The organism is Kitasatospora sp. NPDC057936 (assembly GCF_042887525.1).
Lineage (GTDB): Bacteria > Actinomycetota > Actinomycetes > Streptomycetales > Streptomycetaceae > Kitasatospora.
On record NZ_JBHVPD010000005.1, the window covers coordinates 86,528 to 101,783 of the forward strand.

Consider the following 15,256-nt stretch of genomic DNA (forward strand, 5'->3'; position numbering starts at 1 on the left):
GAGCGCCCGGACCGTCAGGGCTGCACGAGTTCGAACAGCCGCCCCGAGTCGACCGGTCCGCCGTCCGCGATCGCCACCATGAGCCGGTCGATCCGCTCCGACCAGCCGCCCGCGCCGACCTCGGCGAAGAGGCCCGACGCGGCCCGCAGCATCGCCACCGCGCCGTCGCGGTCCCCGCGCAGCGCCTGCACGCAGCCCAGCACCGCACCCGCCCTGGCCTGGAGGAACGTGTCCGGCACCGCCTCCGCGGCCTGGAGCGCGCTGCGCAGCACCGGCTCCGCCTCCTCGCCCCGGCCCTGGCACCACAGGGCCTCGCCCAGCGCCCTCAGCACGTGCGTCTCGCCGCGCCGGTCCCCGCTGCCGAGCACCAGCTCCAGCGCGCGCCGGCAGGCCTCCTCGGCCCGGACCCCGTCGCCCGCGCGGATCAGCGCCTCCGCCAGCCGGACGGTGCTCTGCGCCTCGCCCCGCACGGTGCCGAGCCCCCGGCTGCGCGCCACCGCCTCCGACGACAGCACCAGGCTCGCCTGCGCGTCCCCGCGCTCCAGCTCGATCTGCGCCAGCAGGCCCAGCACATGGGCCTCGGCGTAGCGGTCACCGCCCCTGCGGAAGATCTCCAGGGAGCGGCGGCCGGTCTCCACGGCCCGGTCCAGGTCGCCGCGCTGGCGTTCGCACAGCGCCAGGTTGCGCAGGACCAGGGCGCGGCCCTGGTCCTGGCCCTGCTCCTCGAACAGGCGCAGGGCCAGGCCGAGCCGCCGGTAGGCGCTGTCGTGCTCGTACTGGACGATCTCCAGGGTGCCGAGCGAGTGCAGCATCGCCGCCTCGGCGAGGGCGTCGCCGGTGCGGTGGGCGGTGGCGAGCGCGGCTTCGGCGCCCTCGCGCCAGTCCTCCAGGTAGTTGCGGTTCTGGTAGAGGGTGACGGTGGTCATCACCAGGTCCCAGGCGTAGCCGGACTCGTCGTCGCGGGCGGCCTGCTGGATCAGTCCGTTGATCGCGGCGCGCTCGGCCTCGAACCACTCCATCGGGTCCTCGACCAGGTCGTCGGTGAGGTGGCGGGGCAGCGGGTGCAGCGGGGCGGTGCCCGGCACCACGGTGAAGTCGCCCCCGTAGACCCGGCGGTGGGCCTCCTTGGCGAGGCCCAGCCACACCGCGCAGGCCCGCCGCAGGGCCTGCCTCAGGTCACCTTCTCCGTCCTCGGCAAGCGCGCACTCGCGAGCGAAGAGGCGGAGGAGGTCCTGGAAGCGGTAGCGGACGTGGCCCGCGCTGGCGCTGAGCGGCTCCAGCAACTGGGCGTCGACGAGCTGCTCGATGAGGTCCTCGGCGTCGACCGGGTCGATGTCGAGCACGGCGGCGCCGGCCCAGGCCGAGAACTCGGTGACGTTGAGCGAGCCGAGCAGCCGGAACATCCGGGCCGCCCCGGCCGGCAGGTCGCGGTAGCTGAGCCGGAAGCCGGCCCGCACGCCGCGGGCGTCCAGGCTGAGTTCGTCCAGCCGCCGGCGCTGGTCCTCCAGCCGGGCGACGAGGGTGCGCACCGTCCAGTGCGGTTTGGCGGCCAGGCGGGCGGCGGCGATCCGCAGCGCGAGCGGCAGGCGGTCGCACAGTTCGCTGAGCCGGGCCGCGCCGGCCGGGTCGGCGGCGAAGCGCTCGGCGCCGGCCACCCGGGACAGCAGCGCGACGGCCTCGTCCTCGCCGAGCGAGGGCAGGTGCAGCGGGACGAGCGCGTAGTCGCCGGCGAGCCGGCTGCTCAGGCTGTCGCGGCTGGTGACGAGCACGCAGCAGGTCGAACTGCCGGGCAGCAGCGGGCGGATCTGCTCGAAGGAGCGGGCGTTGTCGAGCACGATCAGCACCCGCCGGTCGTACAGGACGCTGCGGAACAGCGCGGTGCGCTCGGTCGGGTCGGCCGGGACCTGCGGCCCCGGCACGCCGAGGGCGCGCAGGAAGCGGTCGAGGACGGCGGACGGGCGGCGCGGCTCCTCCTCCTCGTCGTAGCCGCGCAGGTCGGCGAAGAGCTGGCCGTCCGGGAAGCGCGCGGCGACCTGGTGGGACCAGTGGACGGCGAGCGCGGTCTTGCCGACGCCGCCGGTGCCGATGATCGAGCCGACCGGCAGCGAAGCGCCGCCCTGGTGCTCCAGCAGCCGGTCCAGCGCGGCGAGTTCCTGGTGGCGGCCGGTGAACGCGGCGGGCACCGGCGGCAGGTGGGCGGGCACGGCCAGGGCCGGCGCCGCCGCGGGCGTCGTGGGCAGGGTGAGTTCGGGGGCGTCGTTGAGGATGTCCTCGTGCAGTTCCTGGAGCGTCGGCCCGGGGTCGATGCCGAGCTCGTCGGCGAGCAGCCGGGCGCCGTCGCGGTAGGCCTCCAGGGCCTCGGCGCGCCGGCCGGCCCGGTAGTGGGCGAGCATCAGGTGCGCCAGGGACTGCTCGCGCAGCGGGTGCTCGCGGACGAACGCGGTGAGGTCGCCGATGAGTTCGCGGTGCTCGCCGAGCTCCAGGCGCAGCGCGCTGAGCTGCTCGTGGACGTCCAGCCGCAGTTCGGACAGCCGGGCGGCCTCGGCCTCGACGGCGTCGGCGGTGATGCCGGCCAGGGCGGGGCCGCGCCACATCGCGAGGGCGTCCTCGTAGTGGGCGCGGGCCTCCTCGGCGCGCCCGCGCCGGGCGGCCTCCCGGCCCTCGGCGGCGCGCTCCTCGAACTCGACGGCGTCGATGCGGTGTTCGCCGGGGTGCAGCAGGTAGCCGGGGTGGCTGGTGACGATCAGGTCGTCGATGCCGATGGCGGTCTTGAGGGTCTTGCGCAGGCCGGAGACGCAGATGGCGATCTGGTTGCGGGCGGTGGCGGGCGGGCTGCCGTTCCAGACCGCGTCGGCCAGGGTGTCGACGGAGACCACCCGGCCGGGCGCGAGCAGCAGCATGGACATCACGGTGCGCTGGCGGGCGCCCTGGAGGGCGACCGGCCGTCCGTCGGCGCTGATGTCCAGCGGCCCCAGGATCCGGAACACCACCTGAAGCACGGCTGCCCTCCTCCACTCGGCCGCCGCCACATCCGGAATGGCCCCGACCTCTTCACTCTGAGTTACAGGTCGTCGGTGCGGGGCCGCAACGCGGACGGCAGCAAGCTGCCAGCGTTCAGCGGTGCGCGGCCCAGGAGGCGGGCGGGAGCACGCCGCCCGCCTCCCAACGGGCGGCCGGGGCCGGGTCGGCGGGGTCCCGCGCGGTGGCGGAGTCCTGCGCGGCGGCGCGGGTGCTCAGCAGGACGGCGATCGCGGCGAGCTCCTCCGCGGTGGGGCTGCCGCTGATGACCCGGAACAGGGCGGGCCCGAGCGGGCCTTCGAGCACGGACGCGGTCTCGCCGGGCATGACGCTCACTCCTTCGCTTACACCGGGGGGTTGCCGTGCTTGCGGGCCGGTCCGATGGCGTGCTTGGTCCGCAGCATGGCGAGGGCGTGGATCAGGGTGGCGCGGGTTTCGGCGGGATCGATCACGTCGTCGATCAGGCCGCGCTCGGCCGCGTAGTACGGGTGCATCAGCTCGGCCCGGTACTCCTTGACGAGCTGCCGGCGCATCGTCACCGGGTCGTCGGAGTCGGCGATCCGGCGCCGGAAGACGACGTTGGCCGCCCCCTCGGCCCCCATGACGGCGATCTCGTTCGAGGGCCAGGCGTAGGTGAGGTCGGCGCCGATCGACTGGGAGTCCATGACGATGTAGGCGCCGCCGTACGCCTTGCGCAGGATCAGCGAGATGCGCGGGACGGTGGCGTTGCAGTAGGCGTACAGCAGCTTGGCGCCATGCCGGATGACGCCGCCGTGCTCCTGGTCGACGCCGGGCAGGAAGCCGGGCACGTCGACCAGGGTGACCAGCGGGATCGAGAAGGCGTCGCAGAGCTGGACGAAGCGGGCGGCCTTCTCGCTCGCGCTGATGTCGAGGACGCCGGCCAGCCGCAGCGGCTGGCTCGCGACGATGCCGACCACCTGGCCGCCGAGCCGGGCCAGGGTCGTGATGACGTTGGTGGCCCACCGCTCGTGGACCTCCATGTGCTCGCCGTCGTCGACGAGCTCCTCGATCACCGCGCGCATGTCGTACGGGCGGTTGCCGTCGACGGGGACGAGCTCCAGCAGGCGGTCGTTGCGCCGCTCGGCCGGGTCGCCGGCGGGTGTGGCGGGCGGGGTCTCGCGGTTGTTCTGCGGCAGCAGGGAGAGCAGGTAGCGGACCTCGGCGAGGCAGGTCTCCTCGTCGTCGTACGCGAAGTGCGCGACGCCGCTGGTGCCGGCGTGGACGTCGGCGCCGCCGAGGCCGTTCTGGGTGATCTCCTCGCCGGTGACGGCGCGGACGACGTCCGGGCCGGTGATGAACATCTGCGAGGTCTCGCGGACCATGAAGACGAAGTCGGTCAGCGCGGGCGAGTACGCCGCGCCGCCCGCGCACGGTCCGAGCATCACCGAGATCTGCGGGATGACGCCGCTCGCCCGGGTGTTGCGCTGGAAGATGCCGCCGTAGCCGGCGAGGGCGGTCACGCCCTCCTGGATGCGGGCGCCGGCGCCGTCGTTGAGCGAGACGAGCGGCGCGCCCGCGGCCAGGGCCATGTCCATGATCTTGTGGATCTTCTGCGCGTGGGCCTCGCCCAGGGCGCCGCCGAAGATCCGGAAGTCGTGCGCGTAGACGAAGACCGTCCGGCCGTGGACGGTGCCCCAGCCGGTGATCACGCCGTCCGTGTACGGGCGCCTGGCCTCCAGGCCGAAACCCGTGGCGCGGTGCCGGCGCAGCGGCTCGACCTCGTGGAAGGAGCCCTCGTCCAGGAGCAGGTCGATGCGCTCGCGGGCGGTCAGCTTGCCCTTCGCGTGCTGGGCCTCGGTGGCCTTCTCGCTCGGCCCGTGCCGGACGTCCCGGCGGATCAGGTCGAGTTCGGCGACCCGGGCGGCCATGGTCATGAGGGGGGCTCCTTGGGTACGCCCGCGTCAGCGGGGGCGGAGGGCTAGCGGAGGGCTAGGTGCTCGCACAGGGCGAGGAGGGCGCGCCGGGCCGGGAGGTCGGGCAGGGTGTCCAGCGCGGTCCGGGCCCGGTCGAGGCGGCGGTGCATCACGGCCTCGGTCTCGGCGAGCGCGTCGGAGCGCTCGAACAGTTCCAGTGCGCGCGGCACGTCGGCGGCGGGCACGGGACCGGCCGCGAGCAGGGCGCGCAGTTCGGCATCGGCCGGGTCGGCGCCCTCGCGGGCGAGCAGGACGGGCAGGCTCGGCACGCCGGCGAGCAGGTCGGTGCCGCGCGGTTTGCCGCTGAGCTCGGCCGGCCGGCGCAGGTCCAGCAGGTCGTCGGCGACCTGGAAGGCGATGCCGAGCTGCTCCCCGTACTCGGTGAGCGCGGCGGCGGCGGAGGCGGGCGCGCCGGCCTGGACGGCGCCGATCGCCAGCGACATCGACAGCAGGGCGGCGGTCTTGCCGGCCGCCACGTGGAAGTAGTGGGTCACCGGGTCCACGTCGGGGCCGGGGCCGGTGAGTTCGCGCAGCTGGCCGGAGACCAGGCGCCCGGCGGTGCGGGCGTTCAGGTGGACGGCGGCCGGGCCGAGGTCGGCGGCGAGCTGGGCGGCGCGGGCGAGCAGCCAGTCGCCGCTGAGCACGGCGGCGCGCTCGCCCCAGCGGGCGTGCACGCTCGGGATGCCGCGCCGGGTGGCGGCGCCGTCCATGACGTCGTCGTGGCACAGCGAGGCGAGGTGGACGAGCTCGGCGATCGCGGCCGCCTGCGGGACGCCCGGCGCCCACGGGTCGCCGAACTCCGCGCCGAGCAGCACCAGCAGCGGGCGCAGCCGCTTGCCGCCGGCGGCGGCGAGGTGGCCGGTGAGGGGCCCGATGCGCGGGTCCAGGGCGTCGTGGGCGCTGGCCTGGAGCCACTCCTCGGCCCCGGCCAGTGCCGCGCGCAGCCGGTTCTCGAACTCGGGTTCGGCGAGTTCGAGCCGATCGAGCAGCTCGGCGGCGGACGGTTCCGGGGTGGTGCCCGGGCCGGTGACGGCCACGGCTTCGTACGTCTGTCCGGCCGTCATGCGGAAACCTCCTCCGCGGCCGCGCCGCGCTGGATTCAAGGGATCGTGCGCCAGCTTCGAACGGGTGCGCACCGGTGTTCAACAGCGCTGTCAGGAAGGTGCCACTAGGACCGTCGCGGGCGTTTTGACCAGGGAATCGTCAGCTTCCTGCCAAGATTTCCGCGGACCGGCCGACCACGAACGCCCGCCGCTTACGCTCCCTGGCGATCACCCACCAGGAAGGCACGGACAATTGCGCACCCGAATAGCCCTCGCCGCGGCCCTCGCCGCCGGCGCCCTCGCGCTGACGGCCGCCCCGGCCACCGCCGCCACCACCGCGACCGGGGCGGCTGCGGCCCCGGCCGCGAAGGACTGCGGCGAGCTGAAGCTGACCGGCGCCCTGCCGGCCCCGCCGGCCGGGATGGCCGTGCAGCAGCAGGTGTCCGTCGGCGCCGACTGCAAGCCGGTGCTGGGCGAGGTCAGGCTCGTCCCGGCCAAGTCCGGCGCCGTCGCGGCCCGTTCGGCCCGTTCGGCACAGGCCGCTGCGGAGGCCGGCACCACACGCCGGTTCAAGAGCGCCAGCGAGTGGTACGACTGCTGCAACATCCGGATGACCGGTCTGTACACGACCTCGTCGTGGGCCACCGACGGCACCCGGATCAGCGCCGCGAACACCGACGCGACCCAGCAGTGGAACCGCGAGCCGTGGAATGCCGGCTGGTCCCTGAAGTCCGCGACGAAGAACACCGACTGCACCGCGGACTGCACCGTCTCGCACACCCAGGCCGACGCCGAATTCACCTACAAGGGGATATTCGACGTGACCGGGGCCTGGTACGCGAACACCATGCACTCGTCCATCGACCTCAATGCGGACGGCACCGCCACCTGCCGCTTCGAGACCGAGACCCGGCACACCTTCATCGGGTGGAACTGGCAGCACAGCTGTCAGTGACCCGATTTCCCTGAATTCGCGGATTCTCCGGACTTTCCGGACGTTCCGGAATTCGTGTGCGGGCTGGGCGCGGCGACCGTCAGGAGCCGCGCCCAGCTGTCGTGGCGGCCCTTCTCCCCGATCAGCCGGCCCTCGGCCTCCACCCACGCGTGCGCGGTGAACGGCGGCGCGGTGCGCACCCCGACGCACCAGGTCGGCCAACTGCCCCGGGCGCGGCACAGCAGGGTGACGGCGACCGAGCGCGGCAGGCAGCTGCGCAGCCCGTTCATGGCGAGGCTGGTGGCCAGGACGGCGTCCCGTACGGCCCCGGTCTCGTCCGCGCCGGCGGGCCGGGAGCCGCGGCTGAGTACGGCCAGCACGCGCTGGAGCCGGTGCGCGGGCAGCAGGACGAGCAGCCGGGCGAGGCCCACCGCCGTCCGGATTGCCAATCGCCTGGGCAGCGGCGGGCGTTGGCTCCGGTCCTGCTCAAGGGCGAAGGTGAAGCTCACGGCGCGACCAGCCCGGCCTCCCGCAGGCCGTCGACCAGGGCGGCCACGTCGGCGGCGGCCCGCTCCCGGTCGACGTCGAAGGCCTCGGTGAGGCCGTCGACGGCGTCGGCCTCCGACCCGCCGTCGAGCAGGGTGCGGGCCACCACGGTGGCGGTGGGGTTGAGCTGCCAGTACTGGCCGATCCTGGCGTCGAGCAGGACGCCGCCGTACTCGGTCTCGGCCACGGTGAGGTGTTCGTGGTTGCGCAGCTTCATCGGTGCTTCTCCGTTCGGCAGGTCGTCGGTGCTCAGGCGGTGCGGAGCCAGGCCTCGCAGGCGAGCGTGGACGTCAGGGGGTTGTAGGCGAGTTCGGGCGAGCCGGGGGTGCGGCAGAGGCGGCGCAGCGCGTCCGGGTCGACCAGGCCGGCCCGGGCCAGCGCGCTGTCCTCCCAGACCGCCGCCAGTTCCTCGCGGTGCCGGTAGAGGCCGAGCGTCGCCTCGGGCGAGCCGTCGCCCTTGGTGCGCCGGGCGAGGCTGCGGTCCGGGACGATCCCGCGCATCGCCTCGACCAGCAGGGGCTTGTACGCCCAGGGCGTGGCGCGGAGTTCGGGGCGGGCGCCCAGTGCGGCGTCGACGACCCGGTCGTCGAAGTACGGGTTGGCCACCGGCACGCCGGCCAGGCGGCCCATCTCCTCCAGGCCGCGCATCTCCTGGGTGCCGGCGTGGATGCCGGCGAGGTCGTGGTGGCGGCCGCGGGTCGCCGCGAGCGGTTCGACGGTGGGGGCGGCCTCGGCCAGGGCCTGCTCGACCCGTTCCAGGCAGTCGAGGGTGAACCACGACGCGATCACCGGGTCGTGCAGCCAGCCGAAGGACGGGCGGCCCGGGTCGAGGGAGCCGGAGGAGCGGGTGGTCAGGGCCGCGAAGCTCCTCCGGTACGAGCGGCGGTCCAGCAGTGCGCCCGCGACCGCGCGGCGGGACCAGCCGAACAGGGTGCGGTAGCCGCGCAGGGCGGCGAGCGTGAGCAGCGGCCGGGTGGGCAGCAGGGCGTGGTAGTCGACCGCGCTGCCGAGGAACAGGTGGTCGCCGCCGTTTCCGGTCAGGTGCAGCCGGGAGCCCCGCTCGGCCATCCGCTCGATGAAGTGGGTGACCCGGTCGCGGCTGACGACGATCCCGACCGGGGTGTCGTGCCGGCCGCCGTCGTTCATCGCCCCGCTGTAGAAGAGCGGGAGTTCGGAGGCGGGGGCGAGGAAGTGCTCGGTGTCCACGAGGCGTTCGGCGGCGAGCCGGGCCCAGTGGCCGTCGTCGTTCTCGGACTCGTCGCCGGTGGCGGTGCAGGCGATGAGCTTCGGGTTCCCCGGGCTACCCGCGGCCAGGAAGCACAGCGACGTGGAGTCGAGCCCGCCGGAGAGGTCCGCGCTGATCAGGCCGGAGTCCGCGGTGCGCAGGGCGACGGCCTCGGTCAGCGTCGACCGGACGTCGCGGGCCGCCTCGGCGAGGCCCAGGACCGGCTCGGGCGGCCGGTGCCAGCGCCGCTGCCTCGGCGGCAGCCCCTCGCGCAGCTCCAGGCAGTGGCCGGGCGGGACGGGCCGGACGCCGTGCCACATGGCGCGGTCGGCGAACGGCGCCGGCAGCGGGTTGAGCAGCCGCAGCGCCACGGAGGTGAGGTCGGGCCCGGCGCCGGCGAACCGGGCGAGCTCGGCGGCGCGGTCGCCCGCGACGACGGCGCCCGCGATCCTCGTCCAGGCGATCCGGCGGGTGCCGTACGCGGTGCCCTGGACCCTCATCGCGCCGTCGGTGGCGGCCAGCAGGTGGAACTGTCCGGGGAGTTCGAGCCCGAGCCGGTCCAGGCCGGCCGGCTCGCGCACCGGGGCGACCCGCCGGGCCAGGTCGGCCGCGGTGACGCCGAAGGTGCCGATCAGGGCGACCGTCAGGTGGGGGGACCGGACGACCAGGAGCTCCCCGGCGGACCAGTGTCCGACGATCCAGGGCCGCCCGGAGGCGTGGGGGATGACATCGAGTTCCGGGCGGTCGGCGCACAGGCGCCGGGCCACGGCGCACGCGGCCGCGCTGTCTGGGAACGCGAAGAAGAACGGTGTGCCGTGGCCGGACATCACATCAGCTCCAGTTTTCCGGCGGTCACATGATCTGGCCGTGGAAGAAATCCCAGCTGAAGATTCCCTTCCAGCCGGTGACGGCGCGGAACGTTCCGGCGGACTCGAAAACCGGGGTCTCGTACTGCTTCTTTGACATGTTTTCTTCCTTTCTCGGGAGGGATTGCAGGGATCGTCCGGAGTTCCCTCAGGAGTTTCCTCAGGGGTGTTTCCCCGACGAAGAGTCTTGGCCCGAACGGGCGGCTGCTCAACGGCGTTGGCCTGAAGTGCCGGGGAACGCGGAATTCCGCCGGGAATTCCAAGATCGGCTGGCAGTGAGTGGACATGTGATCGGATGGTGCACGGGTGGCCGGATCCTGGCAGCAAGCTGTCAGTGCCACCGGAAAGGCACAGGTCAGCGCCATACGATTTATGGCCAGCATGCACCTGACGATCTGATTGGCAGTGTCATATGACAATCGAAGCCAGCCGAGTCCTGGCCCCCGGAGCCGCCCTGGACGGCACGCCCCCGCCGCCGCGCTGGGCGGTCTGGGTCGCACACGCGGTGCCGCTGATCGCCCTGCCCTCCACCCTCTGGCGCCTCGCGATGGCCATCGGCGTGCCCGTCGGGTACAGCACGGAGGTGCTGCGCCACGACTACGGCATCCCCGGCAACGGCTACCTGGTGCTGCCCGCCATCTGCGTGCTCCAGGAGGGCGCCGCCCTGCTCACCCTCGGACTCGTCCGCGACTGGGGGATCGTCGCCCCGCGCTGGCTGCCGCTGATCGGTGGTAAGCAGGTCCGCACCTGGGCCGCCGTGACGGCCGCGCTGCTGGGCGCCGCCATCCTCACCGCCGTGACGATCAGTCAGGCCGCCGTGTGGGACAGCGTCGACAGCGAGAACCTCAAGGGCATGCACCGGGCTGTCATGGGCTGGCTCTACATGCCGCTGCTGCTGTGGGGGCCGCTGCTCGCCGTCGTGACGGTCAACTACGCCTCGCGCCGGCGCCGTCGGGCATGAGCGAGCGGATCGCGGAGGAGCGGGCATGAGCGAGCGGACTGCGGAGGAGCGACCATGAGCGCTGCCGCGATCGTCCTGCTGGGGGCGCTGTCGCTGTTCGTCTTCGTCACCGGCCTCGCCTCGGGCGCGCGCCGGCTGCTCGGGGTCCGGCTGGGCAAGGGGCGCGCGATCGCCACCGGCGCGGTCGGTCTGGCCAGCGGCAGTCTGGTCAGCTACCCGCTGCGCGACGTCCAGCCCTTCGCCCTGGTGACCCTGGAGATCGGGGTCTCGCTGGTCGTCGCCATGCTCTTCCTGGCGGCCACCGAGGTGTTGCTGCCCTCGTCCCCGATGCGCGGACTCGCCCGGCTGCCCGGCTCGCTGCGCCGCCAGGTGGCCCGCACCCGGCGCTACGGCCGGCTCAGCCGGATATTCGTCCGGCACGGCCTCGGCCGGTTCCTCAGCGGGCGCACCCGGCGCGGGCCGGGCGCCGCCGCCGAACGGGCCGTGCTGGCGGCCTCGTTGCGGCTCGCGCTGGAGGAGGCCGGGGTCACCTTCGTCAAGCTCGGGCAGGTGATGTCGACCCGCTACGACCTGCTGCCGCCCGAGTTCATCGCCGAGCTGAGCCTGCTCCAGGACCAGGCCACCCCGGAGCCCTGGGAGTCCGTCGAGCAGGTGCTGCGCGAGGAACTGGGCGCCGCGCCGGACGAGGTGTTCGCCGAGTTCGACACCAAGCCGTACGCGGCCGGCTCGATCGCCCAGGTCCACCGGGCCAGGCTGCCCGACGGACAGCACGTCGCGGTCAAGGTGCAACGGCCCGGCGCGCGCGAGATCGTCGTCGACGACCTGGACATCCTCTACCGCTTCGCCGAGCGCCTGGAGCAGCACACCGAGTGGGGCCGCAGCGTCGGCGCCGTCGCGCTGGCCCAGGGCTTCGCCGTCTCGGTGCACGAGGAGCTCGACTTCCGCATCGAGGCCCGCAACACGATGGCGGTGGCCGCGGCCATCGAGCAGGCCGGGGGCAACCCGATGGTCCGGGTGCCCGAGGTGCACGAGCGGCTCACCGGCAAGCGGGTGCTGGTCAGCGAGTGGATGACGGGCATCCCCCTGCACAGCGCCCCCAAGGTGCTCGACGAGCGCGGGCTCGACCGCAAGGCGCTGGCCGGCGCGCTGCTGGAGTGCCTGCTCGGCCAGATCATGACCAGCGGCGTCTTCCACGCCGACCCGCACCCGGGCAACCTGCTCCTGCTCGACGACGGCACCCTCGGCATGCTCGACTTCGGCTCGGTCGGCCGGATCGACCGCTCCCTGCGGGCCACCCTGCGCGGCATGCTGCTGGCCCTGCACCGCGGCGACCCGGGCGGCCTGTCCGACGCGCTGATCGAGCTCGTGGTCCACCCCGAGCACATCGACGAGCGCCAACTGGAGCGTGCCGTCGGACAGTTCCTCGCCCGGCACTTCGCCCCGGGGGTCAAGCCGGACCGCGAGATGTTCGCCGACCTGTTCGCGATCGTGGCCCGGCACGGCATCAACGTGCCGCCGGAGATCGCCGCCGTCTTCCGCGCGCTCGCCACGATGGAGGGCTCGCTCGACCGCCTGGTGCCGGGCTTCGACATCGTCGCCGAGGCCCGCTCCTTCGCCGTCACCCAGCACCTGCGCAAGCTCAAGCCCGAGACGCTCGGCCGCAGCATGGCGGAGGAACTCCTCGGCCTGGTCCCGATGCTGCGCCGGCTGCCCCGCCGGGTCGAGCGGATCGGCGCCGCCATCGAGGGCGGCCAACTGACCGTCGGCGTGCGGATGTTCGCCGACCCGGAGGACCGCCGCTTCCTGCGCTCACTGGTCCACGAGATCCTGCTCGCCTTCCTTGGCGGAGTGATCGGCCTGGTCGGCGTACAGCTGCTGCGCACGGGCGGCGGGCCGATGCTCAGCAAGGGACTCGGCCTGTTCGAACTCTTCGGCTACAACCTGCTGGTGATCAGCTCGGTGCTGGTGATGCGGGTGCTCTTCCTGATGATCGGCCCCAAGCACAGACGGTGAGTTGATAGGGCCGTGGCCCCTGCGCCCGGGATCTCCCGGGCGCAGGGGCCCTCTCATCGGGCCGAAGCCGCAGGAATCAGCCGACCGGGGATACGGGTCCGGCGGCCCGCCTCAGCTCGGTCGGCGTGGCCAGGTGATCGTCTGGCCGTCCGGGGTGACGGTGATCTCGAAGCGGTCCAGGGACGGCGAGCCGTCGGTGAGCCACCGCGTCAGGTGTTCCTCGACGGCGTCCCAGAGGCGGGCCGGCCCGCCCTGGCGAACGGTCCACTTCTCGCCGTCCCGGGTGAGTACTGCCCAGGCGCCGGCCTCGACGTCGATGAGGACGTGCTGATCCCGGCCGTCGACATTCAGCGTGATCTTCTGGGACCTCGGGGCTGCCACCTGGGCGACGAAGCGGGCCGTCCAGTCGTCCAGGACGTCCGCCCCGTGGACGGCGCCGCGTTCGTCTCCGATGTTCAGATCGGGCAGCAGCCCGAGCGGCGGAGGCAGGTGAGGACGGGCGAGCATGAACGAGATCTGCCCGTTCAGGAAGCGCCCTTGAGCGGTGCCGTCCTTCCGGACGGTGAGTCGGGCGAGTTCGGAGGAGTACATCCAGCCGCACACGGTGGCCAGGATCAGCCCTCCCGGTTTCGTCTGCTCGATCCACGCGGGCGGGATGGCGAGGACGCCGCAGGTGGCGATGACCCGGTCGAACGGGCGGACGTCGGCGTGGCCGGTCAGGGCGTCACCGACGACGAGCTCGGGGAAGAAGCCGCACGCCCCCAGCGAGATCCCGGCCCGCGCGGAGACCTCCGGGTCGACCTCGACGGAGACGATCTGACCGTCGCCGAGGCGGTGGCAGCCCAGCGCCGTGGAGTAACCGGTGCCGGTGCCCGCTTCGAGGACCCGGTGGCCGTCCTCGACCTGGAGGTTCTCCCACATACGCACGACCAGGTTCGGCATGGTGCTGGAGGACGTGGGGGCCCGCATGATCTCGCCCCGCAGGTCGCCGGGCACGATCGTTCCGGCGACCTGGGTGACCAGGGATTCGTCCCGGTAGCACTGTCCGAGCCAGCCCGGCGAGTCGGGCAAGACCGGGCTCCAGGCGGTCGGCGCGGAGCCGGGGACGACGTCGAAGAAGCCGCCGCGCAGGAACTCCTCGCGGGGCACGGCCTCCACGGCGTGGCGCCACGGTTCGGTCCGCAGGAACCCACGCTCGGCCAGGCTATCGGCGAGTTCGCGGCGGAGGCGGGTGCTGTCGCCGGTGGTCGGGGTCATCCGGTCTTCCTCTCCAGCAGGTCGGCCATCGCCGTGAGCATCGGCAGACCGGTCTCGGGCTCCAGCCAGTACCACTGACCGGACGGGTTGCACTCCAGGAACCACCATCGGCCCTGCCGGTCCACCGCGAAGTCGAAAGCGCCGAAGACCAACCCGAAGTGGGCGAGGTAGGCGTGCAGGGCCTCGGTGACGCCGGGCGGCAGGGTGGCGACGGAGTAGGTGAGCTTGCTGTAGTCGGTCCGCCAGTCCAGCAGGTCGCAGTCGATCCGGACGGGGAAGACCTGGTCGCCGATGACGGTGACGCGGACGTCGGCGACCTTGTCGACGCGCTGCTGGAACAGGTGGGCGGTGCCGGCCACCGCCTCGTCGATCTCGTCCGCGGTCACCTCTGCGACCTCGACGGTGCACGAGATGCCGTCGACGCGGTAGAGCGGTGCCGACAACGGCTTGTAGATCACAGGGCCGTGTCGCTTGATGAACGCCCTCGCGGTGTCCGGTTCCGAGGTGATCAGTGTCGGAGGGATCGAGAAACCGGCTGCGGCTGCGGCGGCGAGCCCGGAGGGCTTGAACTCGGCGTCGCCGATGCGGTGCGGGTGGTTGACGTACAGGCAGCCGGGAAGGGACGCCATGATGCCGCCGAGGCCGTACCGGGCCTGGGTGACGGCGAAGCGGGCGTCCTGCTCGTCGAGGTGCGGGAACGCGAACCCGGACGGGCGCCGGTAGTACAGGGACCGGACCTTCGAGAGGTCGGCAGTTCGGGACGGCGTCGTGATCGAGCCCTCGACGCCGTCGGAGCTGATCGTGGCCGCGACCGACAAGGCGTGGGGGAAGTCCCCGGAGTCGAGCCGCACGACCGGGACGCCCCGGTCGTGCAGCTCGACGATCACCAGGTCGGTCGTGGGGTCGTCCTTGATGGTGACGACCAGCACCGGGCCGACGTCGGTCACTGATCGCCGTCGTTCCCCGTGTCCTGGTCGCCGCCGCCGGCCCCGCCGCCGCCGGAGCCGTCGGACGGGTTGCCGGTGTTGGTGGGCGGATTGGTACCGGTGCTGGTGCCGTGGCCGGGCATCTCCATGACCGCCCCGGTCGCGTCGAAGTAGCGACCGGCCTGGGTGGAGGGGTCGATCTCGACGCGGGCGTATCCGGGCGAGAACACCGGGTACGGCGCCATCCTGCGGACGCCCCACGGCACGGCCGTGGTGACGCCGGTGGGCAGCGGGCTCCCGGTGAGGAGCCGATCGGAGTGGACGAACATGAGGTTGTACCTCCTTGTAGGTGGTGCTTCTGGGGCCGCCCGGTAGGTGCGGCAACCGTGGCAATGTGGGCGGAGTCTGTGGGCGCGCGAGTTCGTCAGCGGCGCGGTTAGGGGGAGGGGCGCTCTCGCGTCGATCGGCGGCCGGCCCGAGTAGTACCGGCGCCGGAGAACCACCACGGGCGCGTTAGGCCCTCCAATTACGGC

The 15,256-nt window shown here is 73.3% G+C and carries 14 protein-coding genes; 3 read left to right on the forward strand and 11 right to left on the reverse strand.

Features of this window, described 5'->3' with window-relative positions; all coding sequences use genetic code 11:
• Positions 1 to 14: 14 nt before the first annotated feature.
• The 4 genes from ACFVU9_RS04520 to ACFVU9_RS04535 all read right to left on the reverse strand — a co-directional run bounded on the left by ACFVU9_RS04520 (position 15) and on the right by ACFVU9_RS04535 (position 6,016).
• On the reverse strand, positions 15 to 2,999 hold the full coding sequence (locus ACFVU9_RS04520) for a BTAD domain-containing putative transcriptional regulator (RefSeq protein WP_380436739.1): 2,985 nt from the start codon (positions 2,997 to 2,999) through the stop codon (positions 15 to 17).
• A 115-nt stretch (positions 3,000 to 3,114) separates the two neighbouring features.
• The gene (locus ACFVU9_RS04525) at positions 3,115 to 3,345 is read right to left on the reverse strand and encodes an acyl-CoA carboxylase epsilon subunit (protein WP_387589828.1); all 231 of its coding nucleotides are present in this window, start codon (positions 3,343 to 3,345) and stop codon (positions 3,115 to 3,117) included.
• A gap of 17 nt (positions 3,346 to 3,362) precedes the next feature.
• Positions 3,363 to 4,907 carry an acyl-CoA carboxylase subunit beta gene (locus tag ACFVU9_RS04530; RefSeq protein ID WP_387589960.1) on the reverse strand — a complete coding sequence of 515 codons (1,545 nt, stop codon included), beginning with the start codon at positions 4,905 to 4,907 and terminating at the stop codon, positions 3,363 to 3,365.
• Positions 4,908 to 4,957: 50 nt separating this feature from the next.
• Positions 4,958 to 6,016 carry a polyprenyl synthetase family protein gene (locus tag ACFVU9_RS04535; RefSeq protein WP_380436744.1) on the reverse strand — a complete coding sequence of 353 codons (1,059 nt, stop codon included), beginning with the start codon at positions 6,014 to 6,016 and terminating at the stop codon, positions 4,958 to 4,960.
• A gap of 232 nt (positions 6,017 to 6,248) precedes the next feature.
• Here ACFVU9_RS04535 and ACFVU9_RS04540 point away from each other — a divergent pair, with 232 nt between their 5' ends.
• The gene (locus tag ACFVU9_RS04540) at positions 6,249 to 6,950 is read left to right on the forward strand and encodes a hypothetical protein (RefSeq protein ID WP_387589831.1); all 702 of its coding nucleotides are present in this window, start codon (positions 6,249 to 6,251) and stop codon (positions 6,948 to 6,950) included.
• Here ACFVU9_RS04540 and ACFVU9_RS04545 read toward each other — a convergent pair.
• Genes ACFVU9_RS04545 through ACFVU9_RS04560 form a run of 4 tightly spaced genes read right to left on the reverse strand, consistent with a single transcriptional unit; the run spans position 6,944 to position 9,666 of the window.
• On the reverse strand, positions 6,944 to 7,438 hold the full coding sequence (locus ACFVU9_RS04545; protein ID WP_387589834.1) for a lasso peptide biosynthesis B2 protein: 495 nt from the start codon (positions 7,436 to 7,438) through the stop codon (positions 6,944 to 6,946). The genes ACFVU9_RS04540 and ACFVU9_RS04545 overlap by 7 nt on opposite strands.
• Positions 7,435 to 7,692 (reverse strand): lasso peptide biosynthesis PqqD family chaperone, encoded by a 258-nt coding sequence (locus tag ACFVU9_RS04550; protein WP_359973877.1) that lies wholly within the window; start codon positions 7,690 to 7,692, stop codon positions 7,435 to 7,437. Before ACFVU9_RS04550 ends, ACFVU9_RS04545 begins: the two co-directional genes overlap by 4 nt.
• A gap of 32 nt (positions 7,693 to 7,724) precedes the next feature.
• The gene (locus ACFVU9_RS04555) at positions 7,725 to 9,527 is read right to left on the reverse strand and encodes an asparagine synthase-related protein (protein ID WP_387589837.1); all 1,803 of its coding nucleotides are present in this window, start codon (positions 9,525 to 9,527) and stop codon (positions 7,725 to 7,727) included.
• Positions 9,528 to 9,552: 25 nt separating this feature from the next.
• Positions 9,553 to 9,666, reverse strand: a complete 114-nt coding sequence (locus ACFVU9_RS04560; RefSeq protein ID WP_380436753.1) for a lasso RiPP family leader peptide-containing protein — start codon at positions 9,664 to 9,666, stop codon at positions 9,553 to 9,555.
• A 312-nt stretch (positions 9,667 to 9,978) separates the two neighbouring features.
• Here ACFVU9_RS04560 and ACFVU9_RS04565 point away from each other — a divergent pair, with 312 nt between their 5' ends.
• Together ACFVU9_RS04565 and ACFVU9_RS04570 are read left to right on the forward strand one after the other, a co-directional pair.
• A complete protein-coding gene (locus ACFVU9_RS04565) occupies positions 9,979 to 10,527 on the forward strand; it encodes a hypothetical protein (protein ID WP_387589842.1) in 549 nt (182 codons plus the stop codon).
• Between the two features lie 54 nt (positions 10,528 to 10,581).
• Positions 10,582 to 12,540 carry an ABC1 kinase family protein gene (locus ACFVU9_RS04570; RefSeq protein ID WP_380436757.1) on the forward strand — a complete coding sequence of 653 codons (1,959 nt, stop codon included), beginning with the start codon at positions 10,582 to 10,584 and terminating at the stop codon, positions 12,538 to 12,540.
• Positions 12,541 to 12,651: 111 nt separating this feature from the next.
• On the opposite strand, the gene tgmC is transcribed toward ACFVU9_RS04570, so the two are convergent.
• Genes tgmC through tgmA form a run of 3 tightly spaced genes read right to left on the reverse strand, consistent with a single transcriptional unit; the run spans position 12,652 to position 15,052 of the window.
• The gene (gene tgmC / locus ACFVU9_RS04575; protein ID WP_387589845.1) at positions 12,652 to 13,797 is read right to left on the reverse strand and encodes an ATP-grasp peptide maturase system methyltransferase; all 1,146 of its coding nucleotides are present in this window, start codon (positions 13,795 to 13,797) and stop codon (positions 12,652 to 12,654) included.
• Entirely contained in the window at positions 13,794 to 14,744 is a 951-nt protein-coding gene (gene tgmB / locus ACFVU9_RS04580; protein WP_387589848.1) for an ATP-grasp ribosomal peptide maturase, read from the reverse strand. Before tgmB ends, tgmC begins: the two co-directional genes overlap by 4 nt.
• Positions 14,741 to 15,052, reverse strand: coding sequence for a putative ATP-grasp-modified RiPP (tgmA, locus tag ACFVU9_RS04585; protein WP_387589851.1), 312 nt, complete (start codon positions 15,050 to 15,052; stop codon positions 14,741 to 14,743). The genes tgmB and tgmA overlap by 4 nt, the downstream gene beginning before the upstream one ends.
• Positions 15,053 to 15,256 lie beyond the last annotated feature (204 nt).